Annotated in this window: 12 protein-coding genes; 6 read left to right on the top strand and 6 right to left on the bottom strand. The window is 73.1% G+C overall.

The features are described 5' to 3' along the window. Positions 1-10: 10 nt before the first annotated feature. Positions 11-406: a nuclear transport factor 2 family protein gene (locus ACIBBD_RS12765; RefSeq protein ID WP_399419359.1), complete on the bottom strand. Its 396-nt coding sequence runs from the start codon at positions 404-406 to the stop codon at positions 11-13. Between the two features lie 55 nt (positions 407-461). On the opposite strand from ACIBBD_RS12765, the gene ACIBBD_RS12760 reads away from it, so the two are divergent. From ACIBBD_RS12760 to ACIBBD_RS12750, 3 genes are read left to right on the top strand one after another with little or no spacing between them, the layout of a single operon-like run. Beyond that, a complete protein-coding gene (locus ACIBBD_RS12760; RefSeq protein ID WP_399419358.1) occupies positions 462-1,172 on the top strand; it encodes a nucleoside/nucleotide kinase family protein in 711 nt (236 codons plus the stop codon). Beyond that, a complete protein-coding gene (locus ACIBBD_RS12755) occupies positions 1,108-1,704 on the top strand; it encodes a hypothetical protein (protein WP_399419357.1) in 597 nt (198 codons plus the stop codon). Before ACIBBD_RS12760 ends, ACIBBD_RS12755 begins: the two co-directional genes overlap by 65 nt. Next, positions 1,673-1,963, top strand: a complete 291-nt coding sequence (locus tag ACIBBD_RS12750; RefSeq protein WP_399419356.1) for a hypothetical protein — start codon at positions 1,673-1,675, stop codon at positions 1,961-1,963. Before ACIBBD_RS12755 ends, ACIBBD_RS12750 begins: the two co-directional genes overlap by 32 nt. Before the next feature lie 64 nt (positions 1,964-2,027). On the opposite strand, the gene ACIBBD_RS12745 is transcribed toward ACIBBD_RS12750, so the two are convergent. From ACIBBD_RS12745 to ACIBBD_RS12725, 5 genes are all read right to left on the bottom strand, one after another. After that, positions 2,028-3,863 carry a hypothetical protein gene (locus ACIBBD_RS12745; RefSeq protein WP_399419355.1) on the bottom strand — a complete coding sequence of 612 codons (1,836 nt, stop codon included), beginning with the start codon at positions 3,861-3,863 and terminating at the stop codon, positions 2,028-2,030. A gap of 6 nt (positions 3,864-3,869) precedes the next feature. Next, positions 3,870-4,757: a carbohydrate ABC transporter permease gene (locus ACIBBD_RS12740; RefSeq protein WP_399419354.1), complete on the bottom strand. Its 888-nt coding sequence runs from the start codon at positions 4,755-4,757 to the stop codon at positions 3,870-3,872. Between the two features lie 47 nt (positions 4,758-4,804). Further along, positions 4,805-5,782, bottom strand: a complete 978-nt coding sequence (locus tag ACIBBD_RS12735; protein ID WP_399419353.1) for a carbohydrate ABC transporter permease — start codon at positions 5,780-5,782, stop codon at positions 4,805-4,807. A 47-nt stretch (positions 5,783-5,829) separates the two neighbouring features. Continuing rightward, on the bottom strand, positions 5,830-7,161 hold the full coding sequence (locus tag ACIBBD_RS12730; protein ID WP_399419352.1) for an ABC transporter substrate-binding protein: 1,332 nt from the start codon (positions 7,159-7,161) through the stop codon (positions 5,830-5,832). 271 nt (positions 7,162-7,432) lie between these two features. Continuing rightward, on the bottom strand, positions 7,433-8,566 hold the full coding sequence (locus tag ACIBBD_RS12725) for an ROK family transcriptional regulator (protein WP_399419351.1): 1,134 nt from the start codon (positions 8,564-8,566) through the stop codon (positions 7,433-7,435). Positions 8,567-8,888: 322 nt separating this feature from the next. Between ACIBBD_RS12725 and ACIBBD_RS12720 the strand changes: the two genes are divergently transcribed. From ACIBBD_RS12720 to ACIBBD_RS12710, 3 genes are all read left to right on the top strand, one after another. Next, positions 8,889-9,788 (top strand): N-acetylglucosamine kinase, encoded by a 900-nt coding sequence (locus ACIBBD_RS12720; RefSeq protein WP_399419350.1) that lies wholly within the window; start codon positions 8,889-8,891, stop codon positions 9,786-9,788. A 297-nt stretch (positions 9,789-10,085) separates the two neighbouring features. Continuing rightward, positions 10,086-12,002, top strand: coding sequence for a phosphatase PAP2 family protein (locus tag ACIBBD_RS12715; protein WP_399419349.1), 1,917 nt, complete (start codon positions 10,086-10,088; stop codon positions 12,000-12,002). Positions 12,003-12,615: 613 nt separating this feature from the next. Then, positions 12,616-13,539 (top strand): MurR/RpiR family transcriptional regulator, encoded by a 924-nt coding sequence (locus tag ACIBBD_RS12710; RefSeq protein ID WP_399419348.1) that lies wholly within the window; start codon positions 12,616-12,618, stop codon positions 13,537-13,539. The last annotated feature ends 9 nt before the right edge of the window (positions 13,540-13,548 follow it).

Genomic DNA, 13,548 nt, shown 5'->3' with positions numbered 1-13,548 from the left:
CGGGAACGGGTCAGTCGTGCGGGAACGAGTGGTGCTCGTGCGCGATCACCCACCGGCCGCGCCGCTTGCGCAGGCCGAACGTCAGCCGCAGCCGCAGGGTGGGGCGCTCGGCGAGTTCCTCGGGCGTACCACAGCGCAACAAGGCGTGGGCGTAGGCCACCTCGGATCCGGCGCTGACGTCGAGGGTGTCGATCTCGAACAGCGCTCCCTGCGCCTGCCACGCGAAGAAGGGCGGCCAGATCGCGCGGTAGGCGGCCAGGCCGCGCAGGCCGTCGTGCGGCGGGGTCACGTGGTACAGGAGGAGGTCCTCGGCATGGTCGGCGAGGACGGCCTCCAGGTCGCCGCGGTGCACGGCGTCGGCCCAGCGCGTGATCAGGGCGCGGATGCGCCTCTCGTCCTCGGACACGTTCTCCTCCTCCCGGGCATCCCGGGTTCCCCGCCGGCCTGCGACACTCGTCTCCGTGCTCACCTTCGATGATCTGCTGCTGCGCGCGCGTTCCCTCGTCCGGGACGGCCGGCGCGCCCTCCTCGGCATCGCCGGCGGCCCCGGCGCCGGCAAGACGACCCTCGCGGAGCACCTCGTCCGGGAGCTGAACGGCACCGGCGAGCCGTGGGTGGCGCACGTCCCGATGGACGGCTTCCACCTCGCCGACGTCGAGCTCGACCGGCTCGGCCGCCGCGACCGCAAGGGCGCGCCCGACACCTTCGACGCGGCCGGGTACGCGGCGCTGCTGCGCCGGCTGCGGGAGGAGGCGGACGGCGCCGACATCGTGTACGCGCCCGGCTTCGAACGGGTCCTGGAGCAACCCGTCGCGGGGGCCGTCCCGGTGCCGCCGTCGGCCCGGCTGATCGTCACGGAGGGCAACTACCTGCTGCTGGGGACGGGTGCGTGGGCCCGCGTGCGGCGCGAGCTGGACGAGGTGTGGTTCTGCGAGCCGGACGAGGAGGAACGCGTCCGCCGGCTCGTCGCCCGGCACGAGGAGTTCGGCAAGGCGCACGAGGAGGCGGTGGCCTGGGTCCTGGGCACCGACCAGCGCAACGCCGAGCTGGTGGCGGCGACGCGGGAGCGGGCGGACCTGGTGGTGCGGGACGTCGTAGGGTGGCCGTATGGGGCTGGACATCGCCGTACTGGGGCTGGACTGGGAGGAGTTGCGGCGGACTCCGGCGGGTGAGCGGCAGGAGCTGCTGTACGAGGCGGCCTGCCCGCAGGACACCGACTGGGACGCGGAACCGCGGACGGGCTGGGTGTTCCCCGCCTCGCCGGAGGTGCCGTGGTGCGGCCGTTACGAGTTCCACAGCACCGCCGGGTCCTACAAGCCGCACTTCTGGGCGGGCGACGGCTGGGACACCGCACGGGAGTTCGCCGCTCCCGTGCTGGGGGAGTCCCTCGACGGCTTCCTCTTCCACCTGCTCGGGGAAGGCGGCGACCCGCCGGAGCCGGGCCTCTTCCCGTCGGACGCCACGCCCTGGCGGCCGCGCCTGCTGCTCGTCTGCCCGCCCCCGGTCGTGCCCGTGATCGCCGCCCACTGGGCCCGCGCGGAGCCCCTGCTCGAGGGCCTGCGCGAGGAGTACGACCGGCATGCGGCGCGCCCCGGCGGCTGGATCGCGGACTTCGACGCCTTCACGGTGCTGTTGCGCGAATGGGCCGTCGTCGTCGACGAGACGGCGCGGCGTGGCTGGGGCCTGCTCGGGCTGCCCGTCTGAACGCCGCCCACTCCTCGGCCCCTGTCGGTGGGGGGAGCCCGATCTGCTCCTGCCCGACCTCGTCGCGGCCGGTGTCCTCGCCCCCGACGGGCAGACGTGTCTCCCGCCGGAGGACGAGGACCACCGGACCGGTCACCGCCGCAGTCCGGGCGTCGTCGAGCGGCGGTTCGGGCTGTCCCCCTCCCCCGCGTTCCTGCGCGACGCCCGGCTGCCCGCCTACGCGGTGCGCGCCACCCCGCGCATGACCTTCGAGGTCTGACCGGGCGTCGGTGCCGCGCCCGGCCGGGCCGTGCGGCGTCAGCTCCTGTCCGCGGTCGGCGGCGTCAGCTCCGGTCCGCCGTGCGCAGCGTCAGCCGCGGCTCGCCGTGCGCGTCGTCGGCTCCGAGGACGGCGGTGAAGGCGGCCGTCCGTACGGTCAGCCCCTCCTCGCCCCGCTCGACGGACACCGTGAGCGGCTCCCGCGATCCGTACCGCACGGCGAAGACGTGCATGTCGTCCGGGGCGTCCGGGGCCGGGGCGGCCTCCAGGGCCGTGGAGCTGACCAGGTGCCGCCACCCCTCGTCGGGGTTGCCGTAGCCGCGCGGGTCGGCGGCGAGGCCGAAGGCGGCCTGCTCCTGCGTGGTCTGCGTGCGGGCGTCGAAGTGGTCCGCGCCCGGCGTGTCCGGGTGGGTCAGCCGCAGGGCGCCGGCGGAGGCCACCGCCCCCTCGGCCGTGCGCCGCACCCGGTCGCCGTCGTCCTCGGCGTACGGCAGCCCGGCCAGCAGGTACGGCGTGCCGTCGAGGCGTTCGACGGCGACCGTCGTCCACAGGCTGGTGCCGTCGGTGACGTACAGGGAGCGCACGTGCCGCAGGACGTGGTCGCGGCCGACGACCGGCTTGGTGACGAGCTTGGCGGTCAGGCCGTCGGCGCGGACGTCGCGGACGCGGACCTGGCCCATGGGACGGCACAGCAGGAAGCCGTCGCTGACCGGTCCGAAGCCGTGCTGGCGGCCGACGGCGGCGGGCAGGTAGTACGTGCCGCCCGCCTCGATCAGCGACGGGGTCATCCGGTCGTCGAAGGCCACCGAGACCGATCCGGCGCGCAGTTGGTGGCGCTTGGACGACGTCGAGGGGGTGCGCTGCCAGCGCGTGGCGTCCTGGATCTGCCACACCAGCATCCACGCGAAGTGGCCGTCGACCCCGCCGTCCGCCTTGACCGCGTGCCGGCCCCAGCGGGTGTCGCCCCGGTAGCGGCCCAGGTCGGAGCCGACACGGCGGCTGAAGTAGCGCAGACCGAGGACCGACTCGAAGCCGGAGTGCTGTTCGCTGTAGCGGGGCCCGCCGTTGTCGAAGCCGCCGTTGGTCAGGCGGGCGTCGATGTACCGGGCGAGCGCGTCACCGTCCTGAGCGAAGACCTCCTCACCGCTGATCCGGTGGGCCTGGGCGAGGAAGGACAGGGAGATCGGGCCGTAGTTGTTGTCGTAGGCGCCGCCGTGCTCGGGGGGCAGCAGGGCTCCGCGGTCGGGGACGCGGTGCGCCCGGATCTCGTCGGCGTAGAGGGCCAGCGCACGCGCGCGGACCGGTTCCGCTTCTCCGGGCGGGAGATGGCGGGCCAGCATCAGGCCGCCCACCACACAGCCTATGGCCTGGTTGCCCGCCTCCTGCGGGTTGAAGAAGGTCGCCTCGGTCAGCCAGCGCCAGTAGCCGTGCGCCACCTCCAGCAGCTCGGCGCGCTGCGCGTCGTCGACCAGGCCGTCCGCCGTGTCGAGGACGTTCACCGCCTGGAGCAGCGCCCACACCGTGCTCGGCCAGTCGCCGATGGGGTGGGCGCCCGCCGCGAGGGTGTAGCGGGCGTACGGCAGACCCGAGTTGCGGACCCTCAGGTTCGGGTAGCCCGGGTTGTCCTCGACGTACACCCGCTCCCGCAGGTGGAAGGCGAGGCTGCGGCGCACCGCGTCCGGCAGGCGGGGGTCCTCGGTGCGCTGCCAGGCGAGGGCCAGCAGGGAGGTGATGCCGAGGGAGGTGTCGCCGATGTCGTCGACGCAGTCCGGGTGCTCGAGGCTGCCGTTGGGCGTCATCCGCCGCAGGGCCTGGTCCACGACGTCCGCGAGGACGGCGTCGTAGGCCTCCGGGGTGTCGGGCAGGTCGTGCAGCGGACCGCGCTGGTGAGGGAGGTGCACGTGCCGTCAGCCCTTCATGCCGGAGGTCGCCATGCCCTCGACCAGCCTCTTCTGGAAGATGAGGAAGCAGATGAGGGTGGGGGCGAGGGCGAGGGTCGACATGGCGAACATCGCGCCGTAGGAGGAGCCGCTCGTCTGGTCCAGGAACAGGGTCAGCCCGAGGGGGACGGTGAACTTGTCGTTCTGCTGGAGGTAGACGAGCTGGTGGAGGAAGTCGTCGTACGTCCAGATGAAGGTGAAGATCGTGGTGGTGACCAGGGCCGGCTTCATCAGCGGCAGGATGATCTTCCAGTAGATCTGGAAGGGGTTGGCGCCGTCCATCATGGCCGCGTGGTCCAGCTCGCGCGGGATGGACCGGATGAACTGGACCATCAGGAAGATGAAGAAGGCGTCCACCGCGAGGAACTTCGGCACGATCAGCGGCAGGTAGGTGTTGATCCAGGTCAGGTTGTAGAAGATCGTGTACTGCGGGATCAGCACCGCCTGCGTGGGCAGCATCAGCGTGCCCAGCATGAGGCCGAACCAGATCTTCTTGCCGCGGAACTCGAAGCGCGCGAAGGCGTAGGCGGCCAGCGAGCAGGAGACGACGTTGCCGATCACCGCGCCGATCGTGACGATCAGCGAGTTGGTGATGTAGAGGGAGAAGGAGTTGCCGGAGCCGCTCCAGCCCTCGGAGTAGTTCTCCGGGCGCAGCGCGTTCGGGATGAGCCCGGGGTGGGTGAAGATCTCGGTGTCGGGCTTGAGGGAGCTGCTGAGCATCCACAGCAGCGGGTACAGCATGACGACCGCCACGCCGACGAGCACGGTGTGGATGAAGATGCGGCGCGCCCCGGTGGCCGAACGCAGCTTCCGCAGCGGCGACCTGGAGGCTCCGGTCTGGGTGATGGCGGACATGGTGTGAAGGACTCCTCGCTCAGGCGTCGTGACGGACTCGGACGACGTCAGTCGTCGTAATGCACCCAGTAGCGGCTGGCGATGAAGTTGACCGCGGTGAAGCCGGCGATGACCAGGAACAGGACCCAGGCCAGGGCCGAGGCGTATCCCATCTGAAGGTCGGTGAAGCCCTTCTTGTACAGGTACAGGGAGTACAGCATGGTCGAGTTGAGCGGTCCGCCCGAGCCGTTGCTGATCACGAAGGCAGGGGTGAACGTCTTGAACGCGTCGATGATCTGGAGGACGACGTTGAAGAAGACGATCGGCGTCAGCAGCGGCAGGGTGATCCTGAAGAAGCGGGTGACGGGGCCGGCGCCGTCGATCGCGGCCGCTTCGTAGACGTCCTTCGGCAACTGCTTCAGGCCGGCCAGGAAGATGACCATCGGGGTGCCGAACTGCCAGACGGCCAGCAGGACCAGCGTGTACAGCGCGGTGTCGGGGCTGGAGATCCAGTCCTGGCCCTTGATGCCGAACCAGGCGAGGAAGTCGTTGAAGAGGCCGTCGCCGCCGAACACCTGCCGCCACACGATGGCGATGGCCACGGCCCCGCCGAGCAGGGAGGGCAGGTAGAAGGCGGCGCGGTAGAGGCCGATGCCCCGGATGTCGCGGTTGAGCAGCATCGCCACCGCGAGGGCGAGGGCCAGCTTCAGCGGCACGGAGACGAGGACGTACAGGAGGGTGGCGTGCACCGAGTCCCAGAAGACCGGGTCGTCGGTGAACATCCTGTCGTAGTTGTCCAGGCCGACCCACTGCGCGGGCGTCAGCAGGTCGAAGTCGGTGAAGGACAGGTACAGCGAGTCGAGCATCGGGTAGATGGTCAGGCCGAACAGGCCCAGGAACCAGGGGGCCAGGAAGAGGTACGGCCACCATCCCCCGCCCCGCCGTCTGGCGAGGCGTCGGCGCATGCGGTCGCGCTCCCGCTGGTCGGAGGGGGGCGCCGTGACCGGCGACTCCTTCACGACCTCGTCGGTCTTGGCGGTGGTCATACTCATCTCTCCCTGACCCTCTCCCGGTGGTTCGGTGTGCGACGGGCTCAGCCGCCCAGGATTCCCGCTGCCTGGTCGAAGAACTCGCCCAGCTGCGCCTTGACCGACTTCTTGCCGAAGGCGACGGCGAGGTTGGACTGGAACAGCAGGTCCCAGATCTGGTCGGCGCCCTGCGGCGGGGGCACCGGGGCGGGCAGGGCGTTGGTCGCCTTGGAGACGCGCTGGGAGATGTAGTCGGCGTTCTCCATGTTGAGCTTGTCCGTCTCGGTCAGGCCCGAGGCGATCAGGTCGCGGGCCTTCTCCGTCGGCGGGATGCCGCGCAGCAGCTGCATGTCCTTGATCGCGGTGGGGTCCTGGGCGAAGAACGACATGATCTTCACCGAGTCGGCGACCTTCTTGCTGGCCTTGGTGGCGCTCAGCAGCACACCGCCGTTGACGAAGTTGCCCTCACGGGCGCCGGACCAGTCGCCCTGCGGGGTGGGCAGGAAGTCCAGCTGGGCGTCGGTGATGGAGCCGCCCGCGCCGTAGACGCCGGAGTCGAAGGTGAACAGCGCCTTGCCGATGACGACCGCGTTCTTGGTGAGGTCGTTGTGCGCGGCGGAGGTGACGGCCGGCGGCGGGCAGGCGTTGAGCCCCCGCATCTCCGCCCAGTACTCCCACCACTCCTGGAGGGTGTCGGCGGTGAAGCCGAGCTTCTTGCCGTCCTCGGAGAAGAACGTCTGGCCCTTCTCCCGGGCGAAGATCTCGAAGCACTGGAGGGTGCCGCCACCGCCGTCGTCGACGCCGTAGGTCTTGCCGCCGCTCTTCTTGTGGACGTCGGTGGCGACCTTCTTCAGGTCGGCCCAGGTCCACTCGCGGTCGGGCAGCTTCAGGCCGAGCGCCTCCAGGCCGCTGCGGTTGACGGTGAGCTGGTTGACGCCGATGCCGGAGGGGACGCCGTAGAACTTGCCGTCGACCGTGCCGGCCGCGAGCAGCGTCTTGGAGAACCCGGTCAGGTCCAGAGTCTTGCCGACGTAGGAGTCCAGCGGGGCGAGGACACCCTTGCGGGCGTACTGCGCGACCAGGGCGGTGTCCATCTGAAGCAGGTCGGGGGCGCTGCCGCCGGCGATGTTGGTGTTGAACTTGTCGAAGTACCCGTCGTAGCCGGAGTAGGTCTCCCGGATCTTGATCTTCGGGTTCTTCTTCTGGAAGGAGGCGAGCGCTTTCTTGTAGGCCGCGTGCCGTTCGTCGCTGCCCCACCAGGTCATGGTCAGGTCGCTGCTGGAGCTGCCGGCGCCGGTGCCCCCGCCGCAGGCGCTGAGCGAGCTGCCGAGCGCGCCGGCGACGGCGAGACCGCTCGCGGTGCGGAAGAGGGTTCTGCGCGAGATCTGGTGACCCACCGGGTCCTCCCTGGAGGTGCGTGACGGATGTCCCGGCCGGTCGCTGCGGCACGGGCGTTCTGCTCGGAATGGCGCCTTCCGGGGGTGCGGCCTCGCCCGGCCGCGCCATCCTGCTGGGTGCGGATCCCCGGCCGCCATGGCCGTCGTCACACGAGCACGCCCTCGCGTGGCTGCCGTACCTCGGGTACGGGCGGGACGCTCACCCCGAGTCGGCGTCCCGGCCGACTTAGAAAGCGCTTGTCCGGACATTGGCAGACCGAGTCGGAGGCCGTCAATCCTCCGCCCGCGCCGCCTCGGTCACGGTTTGGACTCCCCGGGCCACCGCGAGCCGGGCCGCGCCCACGACGGTGCCCAGGTCCCCGACCCTGCTGCTGACCACCTCGGTGGGCCAGCTCAGCCGCTCCAGCTCGGCCCGCACACCCGGCAGGAGCTGCGGGTACGCGCCCGTGCTGCCGCCCAGCACGATCAGCCCCGGGTCCAGTACGGCGGTCACGGCGGCGGCGAGCCGGCCCACGTCCACGGCGTGACGGTCGACGACCGCGCGGGCCGCGGCCCGGCCCTCCCCGGCGAGGGCGAAGAGCCGCTCGGTGGTGCGCGGGCACGGCCCGTCGGCGTCCCGCCAGGCCTCGGCGGCCCTGCGCAGCAGGGAGCGCGCGCCGATGTACTCCTCCAGGGCCTCCAGGCGGGGCTCACTGCCGTCGGACCAGGGGTAGGGCAGCCGGGCCAGCTCTCCGGCGGCCCCGTTCGCGCCGCGCAGCACCCGGCCGCCGACGACGATGCCGAGACCGATGCCCACGCCGATCCGCAGGTAGCCGAAGGTGTGGCGGCCACGAGCCGCGCCCTCGTGCAGTTCCGCCAGCGCGGCGCAGTTGACGTTGTTCTCGACGTGGACGGGCACGCCCGGTGGCAGCGCGACGGCCACGGCGTCGAAGACGGGACCGGCCTTGGCCGTCGCCGGACGCGTGCCGGTGCCCTCCTCGCCGCGCGCGGTGACGTCACCGACGGCGACGACGATGGTCCGCAGCGGGGCGCCGGCGGGCAGCGCGCCGAGCGCCTCGCGCACCACGTCGGCGGCGTCCGCCCGGGAGCCGGTGGCCTCGGCGAGCAGGGTGCCGTCCAGGGCGCAGCCCCGCACCCGGGTGAGGGCGGGGCCGAGGTCGACGGCGAGCACGGCCCCGGCGGCCGGCCCCAGACGGTACAGGGCGGCGGAACGGCCCGTGCCGCTGGAGGCGGTGCCGGAGTGGGCGGCGAGCCGCGCGCTCTCCAGTTCCGCGACGGCGGAGGACACCGTCGGCTTGGACAGGCCCGCCAGGCTCGCGAGCCGGGGCCGGGTCGCGCTGCCCGCCTCGGCCAGTACGGCGAACACCGCACTCGCGCTCTCGGTCAGGCGGGGGGCTCTTGCCACGTCGTGTTCCACAGTTCCCCCACTCGGGTCACGGACCGCACTCCGGGGGCGATCGTCTGTGCGGAGTGCGGCGATGGGATGCACGGCGTCGCGCGCGACCGCCTCCGCCACGGCCCCGGACGGGCCGCCCGGTGGCCGGACCGCGCGACGACTCTTGACGCACTGTACTTCGTTAGTTAACTTCCTAACGAACGTCACGGTACTCGCCTGCCGTGGTCCGCCAGAAGCCCGTCCCGGGGCTTCCCTAGCTCTGCAACCGCCCGTCCCACCGGCACGGTTCGCCCGCCGTCGCAGCCCAGCGCAACGACGGAGGAGAGGACCCGTGCAGCACTCCGCGCCCCTCGTGGTCGGGATCGACGTCGGCGGCACCAAGACACATCTGCGCGCGCTCGCGGGCGACACCCTCGTGGCCGACCACGTCAGCGCGAGCGGCGGCTGGCGGCCGCACGACCCGGTGACCGCCGCCGGGTGGCTGGCCGCACTGGTCGCCGAGGCCCTCCCGCCGGGGGCACGCCCGTCCGCCGTGGCCGTCGGTGGCCATGCCTGTGAGACCCCGCGCCAGTGCGCGCGGCTCCGCGCCGCGCTCCAGCCGCACCTCGAAGCCCCCGCGCTGGTGGTGGGCGACGCCCACCTCCTCGTCCCCGCCGCCGGGCTGGACGAGGGCGCGGGTCTGGTCGCCGGCACCGGCTCGGTCGCCGTGGGCCGGCTGCCCGACGGCACCGCCGTGCAGGTGGGCGGCTGGGGCGCGGTCCTCGGCGACGAGGGCGGCGCGGCCGGCCTGGTCCGGGAGGCCGCCCGGGCCGTGTGGGCCGCGCACGACCGCGGGGAGGAACCCGAGGCCCTCGCGCTCGGGCTCGTCGCCGCGTTCGGAGTGCCCGAGGTGCCGGCGCTCGGCGCGGCACTGGAGGGCGCCTCCGCCGTCTCCGCCGAGTGGGGCCGGCACGCCCCGGTGGTCTTCACGGCAGCCGCCGACGGCTCTCCGCTCGCCCGGAGGGTGATCTCCCAGGCGGGCGGGGCGCTCGCGGCGCTCGTCGCCCGGCTCGCCGCCCGCGGGGTCCCGGTCGGTGACGTGGTCGTCGCGGGCGGCACGATCCTCGCCCAGCCCCCGCTGTACCGGGCGTTCACCACCGCACTGACCGAGTCCGTACCCGCAGCGCGGGCGCGCCCCCTGCGCGTCCCGCCGGTCACGGGGGCGGTGGCCCTGGCACGGGGCCTGCTGTGACGCCGGTCAGCGGGTCGCCCCACGGCCGACGGACTCACCGCACCGCCAGGCTCCCTGCCCACCCGTCGGCGGCAGACACGTCCGGGCACCACCGGCGATCACATACGGGCCGGGGACCCCCGTTCACCCGGGGGACACGTCACGGCCGCCGACCCCTCGCCGACGGGTCACGACCCGGCCGTAGATCTTCGCCCGTACGCACCTTTCGGCTCACCGGTTGCCGACCTCCGTCGGAGCCGCTCCGGATCGCACGTCCTCCCCGGCCGCACGGCCGAAGAACTCACGAGAGGCACACCCATGCCGTCACCCGCCGGGCACCGCACGCACTCGGCCGTGAACAGAAGAGGCTTCCTGAAGGCCTCCCTGGGCGGCTCCGCCGCCGTGGTCACCGCCCCGACCCTCGTCTCCTGGCTGGGCGCCGCCGACGCGAAGGCCGCGACGAGCGCCGCCGCGTTCGTCGACGACTACCGGACGAACGTCCTGACGAACCTCACGCCCGAGACCAACGCCGTGGTGAGGATCCTCGGCGGTATGGCCGAGGTCTGGAAGACCGGCTCCGCATGGAACACCGGCGCACCGCTGCGGCCCGAGGTGCTGCGCGCCAACATGCGCTACTGCGCCCGCGTCACCGCCAACCGTACGGAGGCGCAGGCGAAGGAGGCGTTCCTCTACGACCGCCAGCACCAGAGCTACTCGATGATCGCCGGGCTGGGCCCGCTCGCCGGCCTCTACAAGGCGGGCGCCAAGGCGGTCACGTCGATCACCAGCGCCCCGGACGGCACACCCCCGACCACCGTCAGCGACGCCGTGCCCGCCGACGCCCCGGCCGGTTCCGCGATCGGCGCGGGCTCGTACACCTCGGACCTCGGGCAGGTCGCCAGGCTGGTGGACACCGTGCGCGGCCCCTTCGCCTCCGGCAACCCCGGCAAGTTCGCCTACCAGTACCCGCGTCCGTGGCGCATGAACGAGGACAGCCAGGTCGTCGACACCGGCAGGACCGACGCCCTCGGCTACCCGGTCTACGACTCGGAGGTGATCGTCGCCCCGCAGCTGCTGCGCCAGCGCGGCGCCTCTCCCGCCGACGACGGCGGCTACCCCAGCGGCCACACCAACGCCCTCCACCTGGCCGCCCTGGCGTTCGCGTACGCGGTGCCGGAACGCTTCCAGGAGCTCGTGACCCGCGCCTTCGAGCTCAGCCACACCCGGATCGTCTCCGGCATGCACTCCACCGTCGACGTCATCGGCGGTCGCGTCATGGCCACCGCCCTCGCCGCGGCCGCCCTCGCCGACCCGGCCAACGCCGAGCTGAAGAAGGCGGCCCGGGCGCAGGCCCTGGCCTACTTCACCGAGAAGTCCGGCACGACGGCCGACACCCTGTTCGCGTACGCCCACTCCGACGCCGGCGACCCCTACGCCGACCGGCGCGCCAACGCACGGGCCGTCGGGCCGCGCCTGACCTACGTGCTCACCCGGGAGGGCCGCGACCAGCCCCTCACCGTGCCCAAGGGCGCCGAGGTGCTGCTGGAGACACGGCTGCCGTATCTGGACGCGGTCCAGCGCCGCGAGGTGCTGCGCACGACCGCGCTGCCCTCCGGCTACGTGCTGCTGGACGGCTTCGAACAGTGGGGCCGCCTCAACCTGTTCGCGGCGGCGGACGGATACGGCTCCTTCGACACCGACGTGATGGTCACGCTGGACGCGTCCGCGGGCGGTTTCCACGCGGCTGACGCCTGGCGCAACGACATCGACGGCCGGGGCGGCCTGACGAAGAGGGGCACCGGCACGCTCACCCTGACCGGCCACAACCGGTACACGGGCGGGACCGTGGTGGAGGACGGCGTCCTGGTCTCCGCGTCCGCCCACGCGCTGGGCCACGGGGACGTACGGGTGCTGGGCGGAACCGTGCGGATCGACGAGCCGGTGCGGGTGCACGGGCTGTTCGCGCAGGAGGCCGGCACGCTGGAGCCGACGCTGCGCGCGGGCCGGCCCAAGGCGGTCCTGACGGTGACCCGGCGGGTCGTGCTGGGCGAGGACAGCGTGCTGTCGCTGCGCCTCGACCCGCGCAAGCCCCCGGCGGCCGGAAGCACCGTCCGGGTGATCGGCGCCCCGGCGCTGCGCGGTCGCTTCGCCCGCGTCGAACTGGACTCCGACACGCTGCGGGCCGTACCCGTGTACACGGCGGACGGTCTGTCGGTGCGACTGCTGGAGCGGTAGCACCCGGGGGCCGGGAGCCGGCGCGCGGCGGGTGCGTGAGCCCGCCACGCGACCGGCTCCCGCCCGTCCCGCCGGTGTCACAGCGGCAGGGACGCCCGCGAACCGGGGGCTGAGAGCCCCCGGTCCGGCGCCCCGGGCTGTGGCGGTACGCGGGCTACCGGGTTGCGGTACGCGGCCGGTGGGATGCAGCACGCCCGGCGGACGCTGTACGGCCCGACCTCCACTCCTCCGCCTGGGCGCCTCCGCTCCTCACCCACACGCCGGGAGCCCCCGGCGGCCCGGCCTCACTCACACTCCAGCCCCCTGGCGGCCCGGCCCTCGCCCCCCGTCACCGTCTTGGCTGGCCCCGTAGTGGGCGTCGCCGTGCGCGGCACTCGCGGCGCGTGCCGCCGACCGTCCGGCAGCCCCACGTCGTCCCGGTGCCCCGGCCGCCGCACCTCGCGCCCGCGCCACCCGAGGTCTCGCCGCCCCGCCGCCCATCCGCTCCGCGAGCCCCCGAACCGCGGCGCCGTCGTACGCCCCGCTCACGGCCCGTGCCGCCGGTCACGGCGCCCGGGGCCGGAACGGGCCGTGAGCTATGTTGAGCCTCGTGGGAGACAAAGGAGGAGGACCGGTGCCATCGCCTCAGCAGGCACGCGCACAGGCGACCACGATCACCTCGGGCAAGACCGCTCCGGAGGCGGAGGTGTCCCCCACCTCACGGCTGCGGGCCCTCTTCGACGGGCCCCATCTGTCCCCGGGTCAGCGGCGCATCGCCCAGTACCTGATCGAGCACATCACCGAGGCGGCGTTCCTGTCGATCACCGACCTCGCCGACCGCGTCGGTGTCAGCCAGCCCTCGGTGACCCGGTTCGCGGCCGCGGTGGGCTTCAGCGGTTACCCGGCGCTGCGCGAGAAGCTCCAGTCGATCGCGCTCGGCACGCTGGCCGGCGGGCCCGCGGCGGCCGAGGAGAACCGGAGCAACGAGCTCCAGGCGGCGGTCGACGCGGAGATCGAGAACCTGGAGAACCTGCGCCGCGACTTCGCCGACCCCGACCAGGTCATCGAGGTCGGCCGGCGGCTGTCGGCGTCGACGCCGCTGACCATCCTCGGACTGCGCATCTCGGCCTCGCTGGCGGAGTACTTCGCCTACGCCGCCCGCCGTATCCACCCGGACGTGCGGCTGGTGAACCGGGGCGGCAGCGTCGCCTACGACGCGCTGCTGCAGTCCCGGGAGGCGGGCGGGACGTGGGTGCTGGCGTTCTCCATGCCCCGGCACGCGCAGGAGACGCTCACCGCCGTACGGGTCGCCCGCAGCGCCGGCCTCAAGGTGGCGCTGGTGACCGATCTGGCGCTGGGACCGGTGGCCGACGAGGCCGACGTCACCTTCGCCACCGGCACCGGCTCCCGGCTGGTCTTCGACTCCTACGCGGCCCCCGGCGTGATGGCGGCCGCGCTGCTCCAGGCCATGACGGACGCTGGCCCGGAACGCACCCAGGCACGCCTGGAGGAGTACGAACAGATAGCCGAGCAGCACCAGTTCTTCCTACGGGACTGACGCGCTCCT

Source organism: Streptomyces sp. NPDC051315 (assembly GCF_044455165.1).
Lineage (GTDB): Bacteria > Actinomycetota > Actinomycetes > Streptomycetales > Streptomycetaceae > Streptomyces.
The sequence above is the reverse complement of the archived record's forward strand: the minus strand, read 5'-3'. Positions and strand labels throughout refer to the sequence as shown.